The organism is Agaribacillus sp. DX54 (assembly GCF_056858335.1).
Genome location: NZ_JBXEQE010000002.1, coordinates 358628 through 381835 on the forward strand (window position 1 = coordinate 358628; position 23208 = coordinate 381835).

Below are 23208 nucleotides of genomic sequence, written 5' to 3' on the forward strand. Positions count from 1 at the left end.
ACTGCAACGAATGATTAAGTTTTGATAGCTGTAACGGAGAAACACCTATTTAAGTTAATATGATTAGGATGTTTACCGAAGCTGATGGTTGAAGAACAGCTAGATAAGCAAAAGTTATGTATATTTGAGAAGTGATTACTAAAAAGGAAATATTGAATAAGCTGAGGGATTTGAAACCTATTCTATTAAAAGACTACGCGGTTAAGGAAATTGGGATCTTTGGATCATTTTCAGATAATTCAGCTACTGAAGATAGCGATATTGATATATTGGTAGCATTGGATAAGCCGATAGGCTGGAAATTTTTTACTTTGGAAATATTTTTGGAAGAAATATTCGGTCGCAAGATTGATTTGGTAACTAAAAATGCCCTAAAGCACCAACTAAAAGAAAAAATATTAAACCAGGTCAATTACGTTTGATTTGAAAGAAGAAAATCGGACATATAAATTATTTCTTGAAGATATTCAACTTGCAATGAGCCGGATAGCTGAATACATTGACGGATATAATTATGAGGAGTTCAAAATATACTAATGTACCTTAGCAAGAAATGTATTGTTTGAAAAATAAGGTGTCGCACGAATATTTTGGTGTTGATTATGAAATTATTTGGGATGTTGCGATAAATTACCTGCCTGACAACAAGAAGCAAATTGACAAGATATTACAAAAGGAAAGAGAGCACTAAAGCCAAATCACAGAAAAGCATTTAGTGTGTCTTTTAGTAAAAGATTGCTTACAAAATGACAGTAATTAAAAACCCGGAAATGGGGTTGCCTTAAAATGCCAGGCAACCCCATTTGTGTTGATTTTAATTTGTAAAATTAAAATCCATTACCAAAACCGCCATCCTGACTATTGTCTTCAGTCTCGAAAGGCTGTGCAATAACAGGACAGTTGATCATTGCACCAGAGTAGTTAAGGTTAGCTACAAAAGGATTTGGAGAACCTGGGCTACCCTCGAAGCTGGTAACATAACCGGCTTCTACCAGTTCTGTCAAATCCTCAAAACTTGTAATACGACGTCTCAGACCAGCGTCTATAGCCTCCTGCGTCCACATATTCAGGTGTGCATCCCACATAGGGCTGTAGTTGTTAAAGAACTCCTGATCATTGTCCGGATCGAAAGGAAAAACATTGATCGGATCCAAATCATTATCCAGGATAGTAGAGCTTAGCGACTGACGCTCAGGGTTATCTGCACCTGTTTCGCCATTGGTTACAGGAGAAAAACCGATAAAAGTAGTATTCTCAAACAATGAACTTTGCCCAAATGCAGGCAGCTTAGCCATACGAGGAGCTAACGTACCTAACTCAATCGCAGCGGGTCCGGCAGCCGTAGCATCGGTTACCAAATGGTAGTAGAACTGGTCTCCTCCCTGGAAGCCATCCAGAAGCTCCATGGTAACTCTTCTTCTGGGAATATCTATGCTGATGATACGGTCATGTTTGCCTGTACTATTGGCCACAATTTGAGCATTAATCACCAGTCCACTGGGCAATACCACTAAGGAAGAATACTCATCATCACCGATAGAACCCGGTTCTGCTACAGAAGGAGGGAATGCAAATGGCCCATTGCCCGGTTCCACCCGTCTTACGGGGCTGAAATCCACATCGCCTCTAAATTTAATAAAACCTCTTTGGATCGTCACTTCCTGACTGCCTTCAGATCCCCTGCCATGAATCAGTTTTGGCGCGTAGTTAACGCCCAACAATTTGGAAATAATGAAACTGGAGGTTTCGGTAAGTACGTAATAAGTAGGATTACCTGAAGGTCCGATACCTTTGAACAAAGGTAATGTAACATTCGCTTTTGTCGGATCCTCCAGGTCATTAACCGCAATGGCATTCCTCACAAAAACGTTTTGTTCCCTGGTAAACCTTCTTCTTCGTGCATTGGTTAGTTCGTCCATGGTTTGTCCTCTTTCATCAGCGGCTGCTGACATAACGCTTTTCATCTCTTCCATAGCCAAGGCTTCATTTAATCCTTGATCAACCGTTGCTTCTGGTACGTTCGGTGCGCTTTGAATATCGGCATCGTCTTGATTTTGGCATGATACTGCCGTGGCTAATACCACAGCAATCAATACATATTTGAATTTATGCATTAACATAGTTTTAGGGTTTAATTGATTGAAAATTTGTACTGGTACGTTATTTAAGATCTTAAACTTTCCCGCCACTAATTATCTACGGAATCTTCCAATATTCGTTTTTGGATATGTCACGAAAATATCACAGAATTATCACGAAATTATAACATCCCTCAACCTGGGGTATTATTGAAGAAAATCATTCGATTGTTATGTGCTGAAAATCAAATAATTAAGTGAGATTTGTCAAATCGCTGACATATTTTTTAATTTAAGAAAATATTTTTCAAACTTTTTCAAAAAAATTCCGACAAACAGTAAAAATTGACGAAGGCCAGCTTATCCCACTGTAAATCAAACCCTACTTTTAATTTTCCCGTTACGATTAACCTTGAGAATATCTATTCACTCTCAACTTGTATTCTAAGGTTAATCCAAGGAAGTAAGTACAGTTTTTTTAACAACTAGGGGCAATTTGCAATTGATAGTTGACAGTTGACAATTGACAATTATTTTATGGTGTACACTCTTGGTTTGGCGGTTATGTCGAATTATTTCATAAATTTCCTTACCTTCGTATTGCATTTGGCTTCAGGTGAATACTTCATTTACCAGAATTAAAAGGGAATCCGGTGAAAATCCGGAGCTATCCCCGTAGCTGTAAGCTTCGTGAATGCTGTTTTTTAAAATGCCACTTTTCCGGCAGACAGGAATGGGAAGGCAAAAACAGGTGAAGCAAGCCAGAAGACCTGCCTGATGTGAAACATTTTAAAAGGCTTTCGGTGGAAGAGTCAGGAGTGTAGCACATACAACAGGGTCATAGCATAGATTTTGTTGTAAACGATCCTACAGCCCTATACAAAATTATCGGAAGCTCATTGGTTCAATTTAAGCTTTTAGACAATGAGCAAAAAGTTAATCTTAGGTGGGTGGTGTGTGTGTTTTTCTTTGGTCACATCTGCTCAGACGCAGGATTCCCTGCGTACTGTAATTCCCTTAAATGAAGTTGTGGTATCGGCTTCCAAAATACCGCTGGAAAGAAAAGAAACAGCCAAACCGGTTCAGGTGATTACCTCCCAACAGATACGGAGTAGTGTAGGTAAAGATCTGGCACAGTTACTTAATGAGCAATCCGGCATTATTATCAACGGGGCTTACAGCAATCCGGGGAAGGACAAAAGTGTCTTTATCCGCGGGGCAAGCAGTAGCTACACGCTGATCCTGATCGATGGTATTCCAATTACCGATGCATCGGGTGTAGGTAATGCCTTTGATTTAAGGCTACTGTCTTTACAGCAAATAGAACGCATTGAAATCCTTAAAGGAAACCAATCTACCTTGTATGGCTCCGATGCCATCGCAGGAGTTATCAACATCATCACCCGCGGTTCGGTTGAAGCGCCTTTGTCTGTCCGGGGATCACTGAGTGTGGGTTCTTTCAACACCTCCGAGGCGGCAATCAGTGCAGTGGGCAAACACGGTATTTTTGGGTATAATGTTGGTTACAGCCGCGATATGGCCGGATTGCTTAAATGTTACACTTTGGCTATCCCCTTTTTCAAAAACATGCTGGCAGCAAACCGTATTTACAGTGCGATTTTATTTGGAGGATTTGAGTTAGCCAAAGTTCGGTTTAAAATATTGAGAAACCCTCAAACAACATGAAAACCGCTTTGGTTTCCTGGAGTGGCGGCAAGGATAGTTGTTATGCATTGATGATGGCTATCAGGCAAGGCTTGCAGCCCGCAGCTTTGCTCAACATGATGAACGAGCACGGTAAAGTTTCCCGTTCGCATGCTATACCCTTGCCGGTACTTCGGTTACAAGCCAAAGCCATGGGAAATATCCCGTTATATACAGTGCCGGCCTCCTGGTCAGCCTATGAAAAGGAATATATAGCTGCACTTAAAAGAATTAAGAAAGAACAGGAAGTTAATTGCGTAGTGTTTGGGGATATTGATTTGCAACCTCATCGCGATTGGGAGGAGAAGGTAGCTCATGCGGCCCATATGGAAGCGGTATTGCCACTTTGGCAAATGGATCGCTTTAAACTGGCAGGTCAGATGATTGCCGATAGTGTGGAAGCTGTTATTGTATCATGTCAACCATCACTGGCGGAAAATTTTTTGGGAAAACCTGTTACTACCGAGCTTATATCGGCTTTGGTGGCTATGGGTGTGGATGCTTGTGGAGAAAACGGTGAGTTTCATACACTGGTGGTTAACTGTCCCTTATTCTCAAACCGCATTAAAGTGGAATTTGGTAAAAAACTTATCTATCAGGACTATTGTTTTATAGAAATGATCAGTAGATAGCATGGATAGTTTTTTTTCGAATCAGGAAAAGGTTTGCCCGCATTGTTGCAAACCCTTTGTTTGCGGGGCGAGCAATGGGAAAGGTTGCTGGTGTATGGAACTACCGCCGTTATTACCTGTGGAAGCAGGTAATCAATGCCTTTGCCCGGATTGTTTGTCATCTGAAATCAAAGCAAAGTTAAAAGCCGAACCTGGGAAGGTCATGGCTGCTTTAAGAAAAAATGCAGGAAAAGCAGGGCCGGACGCAGGGTTTTTGCAACAAGGGCTCGACTACTATATCAATCAGGAGGGTAACTGGGTTTTTACCGCTTTTTATCATCTGAAAAAAGGTTATTGCTGTCAAAATGGTTGTAAACATTGTCCCTATGGCTTCAAAAAAACAGAAAAATGATCTATTATATAACAGGCGGAGCAAGATCAGGAAAAAGTAGTTATGCGATGAAAATGGCACTCGGTTTGTCAGGGAATCCTGTTTATGTAGCTACTGCCAGGCGTTGGGATGGTGGCTTTGAAAACCGGATTAAGCGTCATGAAGAGGATCGGGACGACCGGTGGGAAACTATGGAAGAAGCATTGGAAGTAAGCAAACTTAACCTGGAAAACCGGGTTGTGGTGATCGATTGTGTAACCCTGTGGTTGACCAACTTTTTTGTTGATTTCAGACAGGATATCCCAAAGTGCCTTGATGCTTTTAAAGAGGAAATGGATAAACTGCGGACCAAAAATGCCACTATTATCATTGTTTCAAACGAAATTGGCATGGGTGTCCACGCTGAGACAGAGACCGGCAGGAAGTTTACCGATCTGCAGGGCTGGGCCAATCAATACGTGGCTGAAATAGCCGACAAAGCGTTTTTATTAGTTTCAGGAATGCCTGTGACATTAAAATAATGATGAAAAAAAAAGCAATATTTAATTGGAGTGGTGGTAAGGACAGTGCCCTGGCCCTTCACCGGGTGCTGCAACAGGGCGACTATGAGGTAGGTAGGCTTTTAACAAGCATCAACACGCATCACCAACGCATCTCTATGCATGGTGTGAGAGAAAAGTTGCTCGAACAGCAGGCTGAAAGCATTGGGATCCCATTACAAAAACTTCAGCTACCCGAAGAACCCGATATGGATCAGTATAACCAGATTATGCAAAAGATGATGGAAACCTTCAAAAAAGAAGGTTACCGACACGCTATTTTTGGTGACATATTTCTGGAAGATCTCAAAAAGTACCGGGAAGACAAGTTAAACCTCATTGGGTTTTCGGGGCATTTCCCTATCTGGCAGGAAGACACCCGGACGCTGATCAGAAAGTTTCTGGATCTTGGGTTTAAAACCATCCTGGTATGCATAAAATCAGAAGTACTCGATAAAAGTTTTGCAGGAAGAATTATCGATGAACAGTTTCTGAAAGATCTGCCGCAAAATGTAGATCCATGTGGTGAAAACGGTGAGTTTCATACTTTTGTATTTGACGGCCCCATTTTCCGGCATCCTATCCCCTTTGATATCGGAGAAAAAGTATACAGGGAATACAAATCCCCTGAAGATGATAAGAAAGATGATGGTGAGGAACACCACAAGAAAACAATGGGTTTCTGGTTCTGTGATTTGATTCCCCGCGACAAGCTTTGAATGAAGGTAGTTATCCATGGATTTTAATATTACCACACCAGACAAATCCCTGATTGACCGGTTGATCAGGAAGGTTAACCACAAAACCAAGCCTGCCGGATCTCTGGGCATGTTGGAAGAAATTGCTATTCAGGTTGGTCTTATCCGGCAATCGCTTACCCCCTCACTAGATAACCCGAGCATCCTCGTTTTTGCCGGTGACCATGGTATTGCCAAAGAAAAAGTAAGCGCCTATCCTCAGAAAGTAACCTACCAGATGGTGTATAACTTTTTGTCCGGAGGTGCTGCAATCAATGTATTTGCCAGGCAAAACAGTATCGGGTTAAGGGTGATCGATGCCGGGGTTAATCATGATTTTGGCGCGCATCCATGGCTGGTGCAACAGAAAGTCGACTATGGAACCCGGAGTTTTCTCGATGGCCCGGCGATGACCAAAAATCAGTTGCAACAAGCGCTTGACTACGGTAAGAAGGTGGTGAATGACGTCGCTGCTGCCGGCACTAACATCATTGGGTTTGGGGAGATGGGAATAGGCAATACAGCCTCGGCAAGCATGATCATGAGCAGAATTTGCGGGATCGAATTGAATCAATGCGTAGGCCGTGGTACCGGGTTGGACGACCGGCAGGTGCAGCTTAAATATAATTTGCTGACCGCTGCTTCCCGGATGTATCCTGATATTGCACATCCATTGGATATTTTACAGTCTTTTGGAGGATTTGAGATGGTACAGATGTGTGGCGCAATGCTGAGGGCTGCGGAACTTCACATGGTGGTTCTTGTTGACGGTTTCATTGCTACTGCCACTTTTCTTGTGGCTCAGGCGCTTTGTCCGGCGATTAAATCTTATGCCATTGTTTGCCATCGATCCGGAGAAAAGGGACATAAGTTGATGTTGGATTATCTGAAAATGACACCTCTGATAAATTTGAACATGCGGTTGGGAGAAGGAACAGGATGTGCAGTGGCTTATCCCATTGTAAAAAGTGCTGTTGCCTTTCTTAATGATATGGCCAGCTTTGAAGAGGCTGGTGTAAGTCAAAAAACGGATGAATAGATGGAACCCTTTTAACGATGGGAAAATCAGAAGCGGGATGCGGCCGTTACACAACATTTTGGACAAATTTCTTGGTGTCTTTGTGCCTCGGTGGTGCTCCTTTTTTAACCACGGAGGCACAAAGACACGGAGAATTTGTATCCGAGGTGTTGTGCAGTAGCTATGAGATGTTTATGCTATTTGTTTATTGAATTTATTACGCACTACATTTGAACTAAACTATTTGTCATCAATTAGTGAGATCCGAGTTTTATGAAAGATGAAATCAGGGTTTTCTTTACGGCCATCATGTTTTACACCCGTATTCCTTGTCCCCGGTGGGTAGATCATAGTGAAGACTATATTACCCGGTCGGTCAGGTATTTTCCTTTGATTGGCTGGGTGGTAGGAACAATCGCCGCCAGTGGTTACTTGCTGGGTGCATGGCTTGTGAGTCCGCTGTTTGGCATAGTTTTTAGCTTTATTGTGTCGGTGTTGGTCACCGGTGCCTTTCACGAAGACGGTTTTGCCGACGTCTGTGATGGCTTTGGTGGAGGCTGGACCAAAAAGCAGATTCTCGAGATTATGAAAGACAGCCGCGTGGGCACTTACGGTGTGGTAGGTCTGGTGCTCATATATTTGTTTAAAACAAGTCTGTTGTTAGCGCTTGCAGATCTGGTAAATGGCTGGGTGCTGGCCATGGTTTTTGTCGGAGCCCACGCAGCCAGCCGTTTTATGGCCACTACCTTTGTTTTTACACATAACTACGTAAGTGAAAGTGACAGTAGCAAATCCAAACCAGTAGCTAAGCAATCGGGTTATGCAAATCTGGTCATGGCTGCTTTCTTTGGCCTATTGCCTGTTTTGTTGTTGTCTTATATGCTTGATAACTATCTGTTTATGGCAGTGCTTCCCTTGCTTTATCTGGTGAAAATGGCGCTGGGAAACTATTTTACAAAATGGATAGGTGGTTATACCGGCGATTGCCTCGGGGCTTTGCAACAGGTAACAGAAGCCGCATTTTATTGCTTTTTACTCCTGATATGGAAGTTTATTTTATAAGGCATACTACTCCGTTTGTTGATAAAGGGATTTGCTACGGGCATACCGATCTCGAACTGGCTTCGACTTTTCAGGAAGAGAGTAAAGAAGTATTGCGGCAATTACCACAAGCGTTTGATGCGGTATATAGCAGTCCGCTAAAAAGATGTCACCGACTGGCAGAAATGCTGCCTGGTGAAAGGCTTTTAGTGGATGATCGCCTGAGAGAGTTGAATTTTGGTGCGTGGGAAATGAAGCCATGGGACAGTCTGCCAAAACAGGAATTAGCGGATTGGATGGCGGATTATGTCCAAAATGCCCCGCCTCGGGGAGAATCCATGCTGGCATTGCAAGAAAGAGTGATGGCGTGGTGGAAGGAGTTGCAGCTAGCTGGTTTTCGTCAATTGGCTGTAGTTACACATGGCGGAGTTATCAGAATAATGAATGCTTATTTTAACAGCATACCTTTATCTGATGCCTTTGAAAAATTTCAGATAGCTTATGGAGGTATTGCAGTTTTTAAGATTTAAAAAAACGTTCATTATTTGTAAATTGGGATTTATGAACGTATCAAAAATCTCCATTCCGATTTTCTTTTCCCTTATCACAGGGCCTGTAATTCATGCACAATAGCGCCATAATTATGACGAAAGCAAGGTGCCGGATTTTGTATTGCCCTTCCTCAATGAACCCATTTCCTCTTCACACATAGGCTATCACATCCGCAGCGGAGGCCACAACGTTATCGGTTTTGACTGGGAAAGGTTCATGGATTTTGCGGATTTGCCTATTAAATAACACACCTTAAAGGCTATATCGGTTTTCATCCGCCAGCCATGAGGCTCCGGGTATGGTGACCTCCTTGTTAGTAATCAGATCCGAAGCAAAGTTTAAAGCGGCATAAATATCCTCCTTCAGGGCAGATAAAGAGGTTAGAACTACATTTCTCCATGCAACTTTTTCTCGCGTGACTGGTCTTTAGATAAAGTTTTTTCAGAGCCATGTTACCTTTTTGCTTTGATCGAGTATATCCTTTAAAACCATGAACTTATGCTTCGAAATTTCTTCCTGGTTACGCTCAGAAACCTGTTAAAAAATACCCTCTATTCCACCATTAATATCGCTGGATTGTCTGTGGGAATTGTATGCAGTATCCTTATCCTGTTGTGGGTATCTGACGAATTATCGTTCGATTCATTTATTCCCAAAGCAGACCGGCTGTACCAGGTTTGGGTGCATGCAGCGTTTAATGGAGAGATAAACTCGTGGAGGTCTGTCCCTTTGCCTACTTATGAGGCCATGAAAACTGCCGATGTTAACATCAAAAACTCTTCCGTTGCGGATTGGGGCGGGGACCACCTGTTGACTGTCGGTGAAAAGCGTCTTGTAAAAGAAGGTTACTTTGTCAGTGAAGAATTTCTTGGGATGTTTGAATTTTCCCTGATTAGGGGTGATGCCTCGAATGTCCTCGATGATCCTTCTTCTATCGTAATCACCCAATCAACCGCTACTGCCTTGTTCGGAAATGAAGATCCTATTAATAAGGTCATTCGCGTAGATGATGCCAGTGATCTGAAAGTTACCGGTATTTTGAAGGACATTCCTAAAAACTCTTCTTTTCAGTTTGATTATTTGATGACATGGAAACACAGGGAGCAAGTGAATGAATGGGTGGTAGAGAACAAAGACAACTGGGGAAACTATTCCTTTCAGGTATTTGTGGAGCTTAATAGTGCTGCTAACAAGGATGCCGTTGAAAATGTTGTGCGTGATATGCTGGCGAGGAATGGGCAGACGGATGTTCCCCGGGAGTTTATGCTCCATCCCTTACTCCGGTGGCGGCTCCATTCCAGTTTTGAAAATGGTAAGGAAAGTGGCGGCATGAGTGATTATGTCCGTTTATTTACCATTATTGCGGTGTTCATTCTTGTTATCGCCTGTATTAATTTCATGAATCTTGCCACTGCCCGTTCCGAGCGCAGGGCCAAGGAAGTAGGTATACGAAAGAGTGTCGGTTCCAGTCGTGGTGAGTTGATGATGCAGTTTATAGGTGAGTCCATGACCATCACTTTTATTGCTTTTGCCATTGCGGTGCTTGCGGCACAACTGTTGTTACCGCTTTACAATAATCTGGTAGAAAAGGAATTGTTCATTAATTACACTTCAGGCAAATTTTGGCTGTATTCAGCGGCGCTGATCTTGTTCACCGGTTTTGTATCGGGGAGTTATCCGGCGTTTTACCTTTCTTCCTTCAGGCCCGTAGTGGTTTTGAAGGGCAAAGTGAAAGTGGGCAAAAGTGCCAGTACCCCAAGGAAAGTATTGGTTACGTTACAATTTGGTGTTTCCATAGTGCTGATAATCGGCACGCTGGTCATTATTAAACAGATTGAGCTGGTAAAAAGCAGGGCACTTGGGTATGATCAGGAGAACCTGATCACCGTCAAAAATACAGACGAACTGGCAAAAAACTACAAAGTGTTGAAGCTGGAGTTAATTCAATCAGGCGCTGCCCAGGCCGTTACAAGATCCAACAGCCCGGTTACCAGCATCTACTCCAACAACTTCGTAGGCTGGCCTGGTAAACCCGAGGACCTGAAAGTAATATTTACGACCATTACCACAGAATATGACTACACCAAAACCATGGGTATCAAAGTGCTGGAAGGGCGCGACTTTTCTGAAGATTTTAAGAATGATACAGCGGCCATCATCATTAACAAAGCCGGACTCCGGTTAATGAATCTCGATGATCCCATTGGTGTGGAACTTGATTTATGGGGTAGAAAGCGGCGATTGATCGGAATAGTCGACGACGTGTTAATGGGTTCCCCTTACAGGGAGGTAAAGCCGATGTTCATGATTTTGAATCCCGAATGGATTTCAGCAATCACGGTCCGGCTTAATAATACCGGTGATTTAAGTGCTGGTCTTAACCGGGTAAAAGCGATTTTTGAAAAGTATAATCCGGCTTATCCGTTTGAATATACCTTTGTGGATGAAGAATATCAAAAAAAGTTTACTACCATCAACATGACTAGTAAGCTGGCCAGTCTTTTTGCCACATTAGCAATTGTTATTACCGGACTTGGATTGTTTGGCCTGGCTTCTTATACCGCCGAACAGCGAATTAAGGAAATCGGAATAAGAAAAGTACTGGGCGCAACGGTTGCCAGCCTGGTTACCTTAATGTCTAAAGATTTTTCAAAGCTGGTCATCATTGCTTTCACTGTATCCTCGCCGATTGCCTGGTGGCTTTTGAACCAATACCTCGAAAGATATCCTGTAAGGGTTGGCATTGTCTGGTGGATATTTCCCCTTACCGGATTTATAGCGCTGGTTTTTGCCCTCATCATCATTATTAACCAGGCCCTACGCGCTGCCCGCGCCAATCCGGTTAATGCTTTAAGAAATGAATAGCCCTGCCCCCTGAAAATGGCAATGAAAATGAAAATTAAAAATGGAGGAGGGTGGGATTGTAACTGCCTCCAAAAATTACATTTTCATTTTGATTTTAATTTCAACTATCCCCGGGTTACCTTTTGTAAAGGCAAACATTAACAGTACAATCTTCTCAAATTAAGTGGTTAAAAATTAGAGCGAGACCTGCTAGCCCCGGCAGGTCTCTTCTCTAGGACTTGTTATGAAAAAAACAATTCACTTTTACCTTCGAATACCTAAACAAAAATCCAAAGACAACAGCCCAATCGACTCATTGAAAAAGTAACATGATTTTTAGGTAATAAGTTTCAAAATTCCTGTTTTCTGCCGCTATTCGCATAGTAATAAAATAACCCGAATCATTTTTAAGCTTTTATTCTTTCTTTATTTTTACCAAAATTTACCGAATAAATTTATGGGAATAAACACGGGACTATTAAAAGAGATTTGCGAGGCACCGGGGGCGCCTGGATTTGAGCAGGTAATCAGGGAGCTGGTATTAAAGACCGTCACGCCATTGGTTGATGAGGTAGAAATTGATAATATGGGGAATGTGATGGCCATTAAAAGGGCTAAAAACAATCCCGGAGGGAAAAAAGTAATGATTGCCGCGCATATGGATGAAATTGGCTTTATCGTTACCCATATAGACGAAAATGGTTTTATACGCTTTCATACCCTCGGAGGGTTCGATCCAAAAACGCTGACTGCGCAAAGAGTGATTGTGCATGGGGAAAAAGATTTAGTAGGTGTAATGGGCACCAAGCCGATTCATGTGATGACGGCTGAGGAAAAAACCAAATTACCCAAAAACACGGATTACTTCATAGACATGGGCATGAAGAAGGAGGAAGTCGAAAAGTATATAAAGGTAGGGGACCCGGTCACCAGGGAAAGGGCGTTGATTGAAATGGGTAACTGTGTGAATTGTAAGTCCATCGATAACCGGGTTTCAGTGTTTATATTAATTGAGGCGCTCAAAAAGATAAAAGATTTCCCTTATGATGTTTACGGAGTATTCACCGTGCAGGAGGAGGTGGGTATCAGGGGAGCCAGTGTAGCGGCACAGGCAATCAATCCTGATTTTGGCGTTGGTTTGGATACCACCATCGCCTTTGACCTCCCCGGGGCCCAGCCGCATGAAAAAGTCACCAGTCTCGGCGAAGGGGCTGCCATCAAGATTATGGATGCATCGGCTATTTGTGATTACCGGATGGTCGCTTATCTGAAGGAAATTGCTGATAAAAATAAAATCAAGTGGCAACCCGAGGTACTTACTGCTGGTGGAACCGACACCGCCGGCGTGCAAAGGCGGGGTAAAAACGGATCCATTTCAGGGGCTATCTCCATTCCCACAAGACATCTGCACCAGGTCATAGAAATGGCTGACAAAAGTGATATCGAGGGTTGTATTGATCTGCTTACCTATGCACTTGAGGGACTCGATGGTTTTGACTGGAAAATTTAAGATAGAATTTATGCGCAAGTTCATTGTATTGATATGTATGGCTGGGATCATTTGCTTTAACCCGGTCAATGGCCAGGAAAAAGAAGGCATTACCATAAGCGGAGTATTGCTCCAGGCAGACTCTCTGGTGGCAATTCCCTATGGGTCCATCGCCGTTAAAAATAACATCAGAGGTACAGTGGCGAACAACCTGGGTCACTTTTCTATTATTGTCGACAGGTTTGACACGCTTGTATTTTCTGCCATTGGTTTTAGAAGTGCCGAATTTGTGGTGCCTGATCTCGTCGACGCTGATTACTCCCTGATTCAGTTGCTGACCAAAGAAACGATACTATTGAAAGAAGTGGAGGTCATTGCCTGGCCCGATGAGAGAAGTTTTATCAGGGCTTTTCACAACTATAAGCTTCCGAAAGGAGAAGAAGACAGAATATTTCAAATGGAAATGGAGCTTAACGAGGTACTCAGGGACCAGTATGAAAAAGACAAGTTCTATTATGATCAGATGCGATACAGCAAGTTGTACAATACCACCGGTTTTACGCCTCCCAACAATTTTCTGAACCCTATGACCTGGACTAATTTCATCCGCGACTGGCGGAGTGGCGCTTTTAAAACAAAGAAAAAAAGATAACCTATCTGAAAAGAAACACGGCGAGCAAAGTGGCCCCGAAGCCCAATAGTACACTACCGAGAAAATAAACAATTACTGCTGCATACTGACCGGCCTGAAGCAACAAAAAGTTTTCCAGTGAAAATGATGAAAAAGTGGTGAAGCCCCCACAGACTCCAATGGCGATAAACAACCTCCATTCAGTGGATAAGGTACCCTGTTTTAAACCTATGGCGAAAATAACTCCGATGATAAAACATCCCAGGACATTGGCAGTCAAAGTTCCATAGGGAATATGACCCGGCAGGATTTTGTTAAATAAGACTTGTGTGTAGTACCTGGCTATGCTACCGATAAAACCACCCAGTCCTACTAATAACAATGATTTCATGTATACGTAATTTATTTTCAATGGCCCCATGCCAGTGTGCCATAATACCGCCACTTCATCTTGCAGACATGGAATACGCTATAAACTTAATTGATTTCCCCGGTTGGCGTAATCCGGAATGACGCTGGTTTATGCTCATTTTATAGACCGCGACAAATATTGGATGGTTAAAGGTATTGGGAAAAGCGCTTAAATCAAACGGCCCGGGACTGCTATTCGGCAGGTTCTTTTTTAAAGATCCATTTAAAAAGTAAGATACTTGCCGAAACGCCCATAATGCTTAGCGTAATAATTAATATTATGTTGGTACTGTCTTTCATTTCGTTTCTTCAATTGTTAGTTGCCTACCCATCTTTCAAGTCCTGTGCCAAAAAGCAAAACCATCAAAACATGATGTTCAGCATACTTTTTGGGATTGAAGTTGACAGGATTTCCCAAATTGGGAATGACCTCCCGGTCTGATCATGTGTTTCAGAACTGCAACAGTTTCTTTATTTGGGAAAATCAGGGGCCGTTTTGCCCGGAAGATTTGGCTTTAACTTCTTTTTTAGGTGCATTCTTTCGCAAAAAGGCTACCACTTTGTCATAGTTGGTATTTTCCTGAAAGGAGATTTTTACCACCTTATTGGGTTCAAATTTTATTTTTAATTCTTTAAAGTGTGTGTTATTAGTCTTTATCACCGTTTCCTGCCAGTTGATAAGCTGATTCAGGTTTGATGCAAAGCTTCCGGTTCGAAATGGATAGCGGACTTCAATTTTTTTCTTTTTAATGGATAAAATTTTATAGGCGCCGACAATTTTCCACAGAATGATTACAGCAACCAACCCTAAAACACCCATCAATAGTTGCAAATAAAAGGGCGCATTGGACTGTTGTAAAGGCCCCATATATAGATAGACCAACAATCCGAAGTCTACTGCCAGAAACGTCAGTAAAGAGAATAATGTCTTTAGATTGGGCTTTGATACCAACATGAAAACCGAACTGTGAAGAAAAAAAATATTTGGAAGCCAGGTGCTTTCAAATACATGCAAATTCCTTATTTTCGGAAAATAAATGAATTTATTGCTTATGCACAAAAACAAACCCTTAAAAATTACAGTAGCGTTATCATTCATCTTCCGGCTTTCTATCATTGCTACCCCCGCACAGCCATCGACCGGGGCGGAAATCGTCGAATCTATCAGGTTAAGAGCCGAAATGAGGGAGTATTCTATCCTGAAAAACTATCCGGTTCGCAGCATCGGTCCCGTGGTGCAAGGTGCCAGGATTGTCGACATAGCTGTAGAACCTTCTGACAGGCATACCTATTACGTTGCCTATGCTTCCGGTGGCGTGTTTAAAACCAAAAATAACGGTGTATCGTTTCAACCTGTATTTGATAATCAGGGGGCTCTCACCATTGGGGATATGGCACTGGCCCCATCTAATGCCAACATCTTGTATGTGGGCACGGGTGAAAAAAATAGCAGCCGGTCGAGCTATGCAGGTTCGGGTGTCTACAAAAGCCTTGATGCTGGCAAAACCTGGACGCATCTGGGACTTGATAATACACAGCATATCTCACGCATTTTGGTGCACCCTGACAATCCCGACATAGTTTGGATAGCATCGTTAGGGGCACTGTATTCAAAAAATGAGGAGAGAGGGGTATATAAATCTACCGACGGGGGAAAGACCTGGAAAAAAACACTTTACCTGAATGACAGCACCGGTGTGACAGACCTGACCATCAATGCGTCAAATCCCAATCAACTCATCGCCGCTACCTGGGAAAGGACCCGAAAAGCCTGGGATTTTAAAGGCAACGGGCCCGGCTCTGGCATCTTCAGGTCTGAGGATGGCGGGGAGACCTGGTCTAAATCCATGGAAGGATTTCCCGAATTAGCCACCAACGGCCGTATTGGGGTCAATTACGCCCAGGGAAATCCCAGCATAGTCTATGCCGTGATGGACAGTCAGGTTGAAACGAAAGAGGAAAAAAAAGACGAAGAGCCAGGCTTCAAAATAAAGGACTTTATTAATATGTCTAAAGAAACGCTGCTGGGGCTGGATGACAAACAATTGGATGAATTTCTTAAAAAGAATAATTACCCGGCAAAGTATCACAGCCAACTGGTTAAAAAGGAAATCTCCGAAAACAAGTATGAGCCCAGGGCCCTTGCCGAATATTTTGGTGATGCCAACCAGGCGCTGTTTGACACCAAGATTGCCGGGGCACAGGTGTACAGGTCGGAAGATAGTGGTAAATCCTGGAATAAAATGAATACCTATGACCTGGAAGGCGTGTATTTTACGTATGGATATTATTTCGGGGAAATAACTGTTTCGCCACAAAACCAGGATGAAATTTACGTCTACGGTGTTCCTTTATTGAAGTCTGAGGATGGTGGGAAAACTTTTGCGCGTATCGATACGATCGGAAATGTTCATGTTGACCATCAGGCCATGTGGGTAAATCCCGATAACGATGATCATATTTTATTGGGCAATGACGGTGGCCTGTACGTCAGCTATGACGGTGGCGCCGAGTGGATGCATATTAACAATGATGCCGTGGGCCAGTTTTATACGGTCAATGTGGATATGGAAAAACCTTATCATGTTTATGGCGGATTGCAGGACAATGGCACCCTCGTAGGTTCATCGAGGACAGTACCTGGCCGAAGCAAAAACTGGGAATTTATTTTTGGGGGCGATGGCATGTTTGTCGCTCCGGATCCCCGTAACAGCGATATTGTGTATGCCGGTTTTCAATTCGGGAACTATTTCCGGCTTGACAGATCTGCGGGTAAATCAACTTTCATCTCTCCAAAGCATGATATTGGCGAACCGAAGTTAAGATACAACTGGCGCACCCCGCTGATTTTAAGTAAGCATAATGCTGATATTCTGTACATTGGCGCCCAGAAGGTATTTCGCAGCCTCAATCAGGGAAAAAGCTGGGATGCGATCAGTGGTGACCTGACTAAAGACAAACCCCAGGGCAATGTGCCGTATTCTACCATTACCTGCATAGCCGAGTCACCCCATAAATTTGGTCTGTTGTATGTGGGCACCGATGATGGCAATATACAGTTTTCTCCCAATGGTGGTGGGAATTGGGAGCTGATTTCCGGTGGTTTGCCGGCGGATAAATGGGTTAGCAGCATTTCGCCTTCCCCGTATGATGAAGCGACTGTTTTTGTTTCGCTCACCGGTTACAGGGATGATGATTTTCGCACCTACTTGTATGTCAGTGAGGATTATGGAAAAAACTGGAAGTCGCTTCAGGGTAACCTTCCCGATGAGCCGGTAAACATTGTGATTCAGGATCCTGTCAATGAGGATTTGCTATATGTCGGCACAGATCATGGCACCTATATCAGTTTTGACCGGGGGAGCCACTGGGAGCATCTGAATCAAATTCCCAATGTGGCCTCTTATGACATGATCGTCCATCCCCGCGAAAACGAGTTGGTGGTGGCTACGCATGGAAGAAGTGTTTATGTATTGGATGTTAAACCCTTTCAAAAACTGAAGGGAGATACAGCCCGCAAGGCGGTGATAGCCTTCGAGCCCGGCTCGGTCAGGCATTCCAAGACCTGGGGTGAAAAGCGGTATCCCTATTTAAAGCCCAACCTGCCCACGGTGGGTCTGCGTTATTACGTAGGCAGGCCTTCCGGGAAAGTGGATATCCGGATTTACGATGATAAGAACAACCTGCTAAGAAACCTGGAAGGTGAAGGCTCCAAAGGGTTTCATGTGCTTTCCTGGGACTTAAAAGTAGGTGACAAGCCACTATCCGCCAAACGTAAACGCTCTGACCCTAACCTCGTTTATGCTCAAAAGGGCAAATACACCATAAGGTTTGTCAACGGCGACGAGGTCGATGAGGTTGGTTTTGAAATAGAATAACTCCTTTCTGGTCATAGCATAGTTCCAAGCAGTTACAGTATGGCTCTTCCATTCACGGTATTACCTCTACCAGTCATAGTATGTCTTGGAGCTATACAATAACGAAGACACATTTACAGGAGCCAACAAAAAAATTCACGATAATTTAACCAATCCAATCTTTACCACTCCCCAAATATTTTTTTAATTTGGAGGGCTCAAGTAATCCATGCTACACCATGACGCATGAAAATCTGGCTTCCTGCACCGACAAAACCCTGGTAGCACTACTACAGCAAGGGCAATGGGCTGCTTTTGATGAGTTGTACCACAGGTACTGGGAAAAGCTCTATCACGCCGCATGGAATGTTGTAAAGGATGACGAAATCAGCAAGGATGTGGTACAGGAGGTCTTCACTGACCTTTGGACCCGGCGGTCAGCGCTGCAAATAGACCAGGTTTCAGCTTATCTTTACAAGGCCGTCAAAAACCAGGTCATTATGCTCATTCGCAGAAAAAAGCTCCGGGAGACTTACCTGAATAGATTTAACTGGATTTTACAAACCAATGCTGTGGAGGAGTCGGTTTACCGAAAAGAGTTGGAAATAGCCTTTGAGCAAAGCTTAACGACCTTACCCCCCCGTTGCCGGGAAGTGTTTTATCTGAGTCGCTTTCAATCCCTTTCCAACCAGGAGATAGCCCGCAGGCTGAGTATATCGGTGAGCACCGTGGAAAACCAAATCAATAAAGCCTTAAAACGTCTCCGTTTTTCCCTGGACCGCTTAACGACCCTGATCGTATGCATTTTGTCTCAACTTTGACCGGATTTTTATTAACCCCATAATAATTTTTTAAATTTTTTTGTCAAAGCCGTAGGTGCAAAGGAGGGTTTGTGCTACTCATGGGTAAACGATACCTAATGCATCAGAAGGAATTTGATGAACTACTGGACAGATATACCCGGGGATTGTGTACTCCCGAGGAGGAAAAATGGATCCACGCGTTTTTCCAATCCTATCAAAATGAAAAAAAACAATGGCAACCCGATGAAGCACAGCAGGCGCGACAAGAGATTTACCACCGCGTCAGGCAGCAAATACATAAAAAGGAGGCCATGCCGGCCAAAGCCAGGCCACTATGGCCGGTTTGGTTAAGGGTGGCAGCGATGGTGAGTATCATGGTGGGCCTTTCCTGGTTGGCTTATCAATATGTATCCGGCCCGCAAGAGGTGGTTTTGCTTACCAAAACCACTGCACGTGGCCACAAGGCAAAGATAGTGTTACCTGACGGCACCCGTGTCACCTTAAATGCAGAATCTTCCCTGGTTTATCCGGAAAGCTTTGATGGAAAAAACAGGCAGGTGGAGTTGACAGGAGAAGGATTTTTTGAGGTAACCTCCGATCCTTCCAAGCCATTTCTGGTGCAATCGCCAGATTTTACCACGACCGTATTAGGCACGGTATTCAACATCTCCGCCTACGATGAGGAACCTGCCAGTGTTACAGTGCAGGAAGGTAAGGTGCAGGTGACTCATTCTCAGGACTTCGCCGAAATGGTGGTATTAACCGCCCGTGAACAAGCCGTCCTTTCATCTACTGGTTTGACTAAAAAAAGCATTGATTCCGACCGGCATTTTGCCTGGAAAGATGGCATCATTTATCTGGATCGAACCACGCTGCATGAGACCGCCTCCCTACTGGAGCGATGGTACGATGTGGATATCCGGTTTGCTAATCCCGTCCTGGCCGGCTGCACCATGAACGGAAAATTTCACAACGATCAACTGATTAATATTCTAAAGAGTTTGGCCCATATAAAAGGTTTTCAGTTTGAATTCCTGGATGAAAGAACCATTCTCATCACCGGTGAATCATGTTAAATAAAAAAAATATGCCTATGACAGATTAAAATATCTACTACAAAAAAACCTGCAACTGTTCCCGCAGCTACAGGTCTAAAAATTATTAACCTTCTAGTTAACAAGCATAAAATTATGAAAATTAATGCATTAAAGCTATTGATGTTTGCATCAAAACAAATACTGATTGCTTTTATTATACAGATTTTGACCATGTCCCTGCTTTTGGCAGGGGGAGCGGAAGGTCAAAGTATCCACCGGGTGCATGTTTCCGTTCAACTCGAAGACGCCACCCTGATGACCATTTTTTCGGCCATTGAACAACAAACCAAATTTTTATTCATGTACGATGAAGTGGTGAAAAAAGATCTGCAAACTTTTACTTTAGACCACCAGGATACCAGCGTAGCTGACATCCTCACCGGGCTATCCCGACAAACCGCCTACGAATTCCGGCAACTCAATCGAAACATTTCAGTGGCCCTGAAGAAAAAAGATTTACCTGTAAAACCCGAGGTGGCTAAAGTGATTACCGGCAAGGTGACCGATGAAAACGGGGAGCCATTAAGTGGTGCCACTATCCTGGTAAAAGGGACAACGATAGGCGCTGTTACAGATTTGGAAGGGAATTATACTTTATCCGTACCTGATAATGCTGAAACGTTGGTGTTCACTTTTATTGGGTTTGTTACACAGGAAGTGAATATAGCGGGACGAAGTGCTATCGACATAGTAATGCAACCGGATCTGACCACACTTGAGGAACTGGTAGTGGTGGGTTACGGAGAACAGTCCAAGCGCAAGCTGACAAGCTCGGTGGCAAAGGTGACCGCAAAGGATATTGAAAACCTGCCTGTTACAAGTTTTGATCAGGCCTTGCAAGGGCAGGCTGCAGGGGTGCACGTGCAGGCGTCTTCGGGGGCTCCCGGAGGTCCGGTATTAATTCGTATCCGAGGGCAAAGTTCCATCAACGCCGGGAATGAACCCTTGTTTATAGTAGATGGGGTCCCAATTATTTCCGGTAGCCTGACAAATATTGGAAATGCTGGCCTTGGAGGACAGACAAATATCCTTAGCAGCATCAATCCCGAAGACATTGCTTCCATTGAAATATTGAAAGATGCCGCCGCTACCTCCATTTATGGTTCGCGGGCGGCAAACGGTGTGGTACTGATCACCACTAAACAAGGGGATAAAGGTAAAGCAAAAGTAAATGTGGATGTTTTTAGCGGGATCGGGAGGGCCACTGAATTGCTGGACTTGTTAAACACCCAGGAGTATCTTCAAATAAAAAGAGAAGCCTTTGAAAATGATGGCCTTCCGATTCCGAATGACTTGTTAGATGTAGACTCTACCATTAATACAGATTGGCAGGACGAGATCTATCGTACAGCCCGCATTAACCAATATAATGTAAGTCTGCAAGGAGGCAACGACCAAACACGGTTTTTTATAAGTGGTGGTTTCAGGGATGAGCAGGCCATATTAAAAAATTCCGGTTTGAAAAGAGGGAATTTTCGCCTAAATCTTGATCATGCGGTAAATAGCAAATTGAAGGTTGGAACGCGCATTGCCCTCAGTCGCGAAGAAAATAAAATGTTCTCAGCTAATCTTGCCTTTGCCTCCCCCACCAAAGGAGCGGTAATAGCAAGACCTGATATTCCTGTAAGGGACTCCACCGGAGACTTTACAACTCCTATCGTCGTTTTTGGAACCATTGGATATAATCCAGTTGAAGAGTTAACCGTACCCAAATTTGAAAGCCTTTCCAGCAAAGTTTTGGCTAATGTTTATATCGACTACCAGATTACCAATGGGTTGAGCTTTAGATCAGATCTGGGGTATGATTACAACATTATTGAGCAAAATATTTTTTATCCCTCTACAACCTTTATTGGCTTGTTCTCAGAAGGTTCAGGAAGGTATTCACTCAATCAATCCAACGCCTTCAATATCGAACCAACTTTAAGATATGAAAAGAACATTGGCTCATTTCACCACATTAATTCGGTTATTGGCACTACATTATTTAATCAGGTAGGTAGAACAAGTAGCATAGCAGGTACCAACTTCGTATCCGATGAATTGCCTTTCCTTGTTTCTGCGGGGACTATCACCAATGTACCTTCCACCCAAAATAACCGGCGTGACTATTCATTTAACTCCCTGTTTGCCAGGCTGAATTATGATTTTAAAGGTAAATATCTTTTAGGGCTTTCATTGCGAAGAGATGGTTCTTCCAGATTTGGCCAGGACAACCGTTTCGGAACTTTTTGGGCAATTTCCGGGGGATGGGTTTTTAGTGATGAAACGTTCCTTTCGCCCCTCTGGCTAAGTTTTGGAAAAATTAGGGCTAGCTACGGAACAACAGGAAATGATCAGATCGGTACTTTTGAAAGTATAAGCCGCTGGACCACAGTTCAAGGATACGGTGGGGTACCCGGCCTGGCTGAAACTCGGCCAGGGAATCCGGATTTAGGATGGGAAGAGACCACAAAGCTCGATATCGGAATGGAACTGGCCTTTTTCAAAAACAGAATCAGGCTGGAAGCAGATTTTTTCATAAATCGGACCAAAAATCTGTTGTTTGCAAGACCTCTGCCTGGTACAGCCGGATTTGACGCTGTCACCAGCAATATAGGTGAAATCGAAAACAAAGGATTGGAGTTCACCCTAGATGCTGCAATTATAGATAACAATGATTTTTCATGGAATACAACTTTGAATTTAACAACTGTTGACAACGAAATAATCAGTCTTGTTAATGATGAGCCCATTCTCTCCTTGAATGGTGGTTTGATTGTGGGAGAGCCGATTAATATTTTACGGGGCTTTGAGTTTATTGAAGTGGATAGCGAAACCGGGGATGCAGTTTATCGCGATCAAAATGGCGATGGCCAGATAAATTCCGACGAAGATCGTGTCGTGTTAGGAAATACTTTGCCCAACTATTATGGAGGAATAACAAATACCTTTTCATGGAAAGGATTTTCCCTGAGCATTTTTATGCAATTTGTTAAAGATGCTTTTCTGTTTGATTTTCAAGCCCAATCCTATTTTAACGGAGGAGTGGACAGAAATAATCAAATAACAGATATCTTAAGGCGATGGCAACAGCCTGGTGACCTAACCGATGTCCCAAAGGTGACAACTTTTGCAGGAGTGGGATTGAATAATCAGGTTTCTGATCGTCAGATCTGGGACGCCTCCTACTTAAGGGCAAAAAATGTGACGTTATCCTATTCAATTCCATCAGAGTTGTCCCAGAAACTGCATATTGAAAATGCCCGGTTTTACGTGACGGGAACCAACCTTTTCACCATTACTGATTTTCCCGGACAGGACCCCGAAGCCACTGCGCCTGATGGCTCTGCAAGTGGCATAACGCAAAATAATTTACCACAGGTGAGGATGTTTCTTGCAGGCGTCAACCTGACCTTCTAACCA

The 23208-nt window shown here is 43.4% G+C and carries 20 protein-coding genes and 1 riboswitch; of the genes, 17 read left to right on the forward strand and 3 right to left on the reverse strand.

Going from position 1 to position 23208, the window contains the following annotated elements:
* Positions 1-152 precede the first annotated feature (152 nt).
* Both AC04NP_RS04305 and AC04NP_RS04310 read left to right on the forward strand, forming a co-directional pair.
* Positions 153-422 (forward strand): nucleotidyltransferase family protein, encoded by a 270-nt coding sequence (locus AC04NP_RS04305; RefSeq protein WP_482858244.1) that lies wholly within the window; start codon positions 153-155, stop codon positions 420-422.
* A 131-nt stretch (positions 423-553) separates the two neighbouring features.
* Complete coding sequence (locus AC04NP_RS04310) at positions 554-691, forward strand: HepT-like ribonuclease domain-containing protein (RefSeq protein WP_482858245.1); 138 nt, start codon at positions 554-556, stop codon at positions 689-691.
* A gap of 136 nt (positions 692-827) precedes the next feature.
* On the opposite strand, the gene AC04NP_RS04315 is transcribed toward AC04NP_RS04310, so the two are convergent.
* Entirely contained in the window at positions 828-2114 is a 1287-nt protein-coding gene (locus AC04NP_RS04315) for a hypothetical protein (protein ID WP_482858247.1), read from the reverse strand.
* A 554-nt stretch (positions 2115-2668) separates the two neighbouring features.
* Positions 2669-2870: riboswitch (cobalamin riboswitch) on the forward strand.
* A 132-nt stretch (positions 2871-3002) separates the two neighbouring features.
* Here AC04NP_RS04315 and AC04NP_RS04320 point away from each other — a divergent pair.
* The 11 genes from AC04NP_RS04320 to AC04NP_RS04370 all read left to right on the forward strand — a co-directional run bounded on the left by AC04NP_RS04320 (position 3003) and on the right by AC04NP_RS04370 (position 13656).
* Complete coding sequence (locus AC04NP_RS04320) at positions 3003-3764, forward strand: TonB-dependent receptor plug domain-containing protein (protein ID WP_482858249.1); 762 nt, start codon at positions 3003-3005, stop codon at positions 3762-3764.
* Positions 3761-4414 carry a Dph6-related ATP pyrophosphatase gene (locus AC04NP_RS04325; RefSeq protein WP_482858251.1) on the forward strand — a complete coding sequence of 218 codons (654 nt, stop codon included), beginning with the start codon at positions 3761-3763 and terminating at the stop codon, positions 4412-4414. Before AC04NP_RS04320 ends, AC04NP_RS04325 begins: the two co-directional genes overlap by 4 nt.
* 94 nt (positions 4415-4508) lie before the next feature.
* Entirely contained in the window at positions 4509-4805 is a 297-nt protein-coding gene (locus AC04NP_RS04330) for a C1orf53 family protein (protein WP_482858253.1), read from the forward strand.
* The gene (locus tag AC04NP_RS04335) at positions 4802-5305 is read left to right on the forward strand and encodes a bifunctional adenosylcobinamide kinase/adenosylcobinamide-phosphate guanylyltransferase (RefSeq protein WP_482858255.1); all 504 of its coding nucleotides are present in this window, start codon (positions 4802-4804) and stop codon (positions 5303-5305) included. The genes AC04NP_RS04330 and AC04NP_RS04335 overlap by 4 nt, the downstream gene beginning before the upstream one ends.
* Entirely contained in the window at positions 5305-6042 is a 738-nt protein-coding gene (locus AC04NP_RS04340; protein ID WP_482858256.1) for a Dph6-related ATP pyrophosphatase, read from the forward strand. Before AC04NP_RS04335 ends, AC04NP_RS04340 begins: the two co-directional genes overlap by 1 nt.
* Before the next feature lie 16 nt (positions 6043-6058).
* A complete protein-coding gene (gene cobT / locus AC04NP_RS04345) occupies positions 6059-7099 on the forward strand; it encodes a nicotinate-nucleotide--dimethylbenzimidazole phosphoribosyltransferase (RefSeq protein ID WP_482858258.1) in 1041 nt (346 codons plus the stop codon).
* 252 nt (positions 7100-7351) lie between these two features.
* Positions 7352-8140 (forward strand): adenosylcobinamide-GDP ribazoletransferase, encoded by a 789-nt coding sequence (locus tag AC04NP_RS04350; protein ID WP_482858260.1) that lies wholly within the window; start codon positions 7352-7354, stop codon positions 8138-8140.
* A complete protein-coding gene (gene cobC / locus AC04NP_RS04355; protein WP_482858261.1) occupies positions 8122-8649 on the forward strand; it encodes an alpha-ribazole phosphatase in 528 nt (175 codons plus the stop codon). Before AC04NP_RS04350 ends, cobC begins: the two co-directional genes overlap by 19 nt.
* A 520-nt stretch (positions 8650-9169) precedes the next feature.
* Positions 9170-11536: an ABC transporter permease gene (locus tag AC04NP_RS04360; RefSeq protein WP_482858263.1), complete on the forward strand. Its 2367-nt coding sequence runs from the start codon at positions 9170-9172 to the stop codon at positions 11534-11536.
* Positions 11537-11972: 436 nt separating this feature from the next.
* Positions 11973-13025, forward strand: coding sequence for a M42 family metallopeptidase (locus AC04NP_RS04365; RefSeq protein ID WP_482858264.1), 1053 nt, complete (start codon positions 11973-11975; stop codon positions 13023-13025).
* Between the two features lie 10 nt (positions 13026-13035).
* The gene (locus AC04NP_RS04370; protein ID WP_482858265.1) at positions 13036-13656 is read left to right on the forward strand and encodes a carboxypeptidase-like regulatory domain-containing protein; all 621 of its coding nucleotides are present in this window, start codon (positions 13036-13038) and stop codon (positions 13654-13656) included.
* 1 nt (position 13657) lies between these two features.
* Here the strand turns inward: AC04NP_RS04370 and crcB are convergent, their stop codons facing one another.
* Both crcB and AC04NP_RS04380 read right to left on the reverse strand, forming a co-directional pair.
* The gene (crcB, locus tag AC04NP_RS04375) at positions 13658-14026 is read right to left on the reverse strand and encodes a fluoride efflux transporter CrcB (RefSeq protein WP_482858267.1); all 369 of its coding nucleotides are present in this window, start codon (positions 14024-14026) and stop codon (positions 13658-13660) included.
* 504 nt (positions 14027-14530) lie between these two features.
* Positions 14531-15001: a hypothetical protein gene (locus tag AC04NP_RS04380; RefSeq protein ID WP_482858268.1), complete on the reverse strand. Its 471-nt coding sequence runs from the start codon at positions 14999-15001 to the stop codon at positions 14531-14533.
* Between the two features lie 97 nt (positions 15002-15098).
* Here AC04NP_RS04380 and AC04NP_RS04385 point away from each other — a divergent pair, with 97 nt between their 5' ends.
* The 4 genes from AC04NP_RS04385 (at position 15099) to AC04NP_RS04400 (ending at position 23205) form a co-directional block, all read left to right on the forward strand.
* Complete coding sequence (locus tag AC04NP_RS04385; protein ID WP_482858270.1) at positions 15099-17924, forward strand: WD40/YVTN/BNR-like repeat-containing protein; 2826 nt, start codon at positions 15099-15101, stop codon at positions 17922-17924.
* A gap of 218 nt (positions 17925-18142) precedes the next feature.
* Entirely contained in the window at positions 18143-18724 is a 582-nt protein-coding gene (locus tag AC04NP_RS04390) for an RNA polymerase sigma-70 factor (protein WP_482858272.1), read from the forward strand.
* Positions 18725-18822: 98 nt separating this feature from the next.
* Entirely contained in the window at positions 18823-19782 is a 960-nt protein-coding gene (locus tag AC04NP_RS04395) for a FecR family protein (RefSeq protein ID WP_482858273.1), read from the forward strand.
* A 114-nt stretch (positions 19783-19896) separates the two neighbouring features.
* On the forward strand, positions 19897-23205 hold the full coding sequence (locus AC04NP_RS04400; RefSeq protein WP_482858275.1) for a SusC/RagA family TonB-linked outer membrane protein: 3309 nt from the start codon (positions 19897-19899) through the stop codon (positions 23203-23205).
* The last annotated feature ends 3 nt before the right edge of the window (positions 23206-23208 follow it).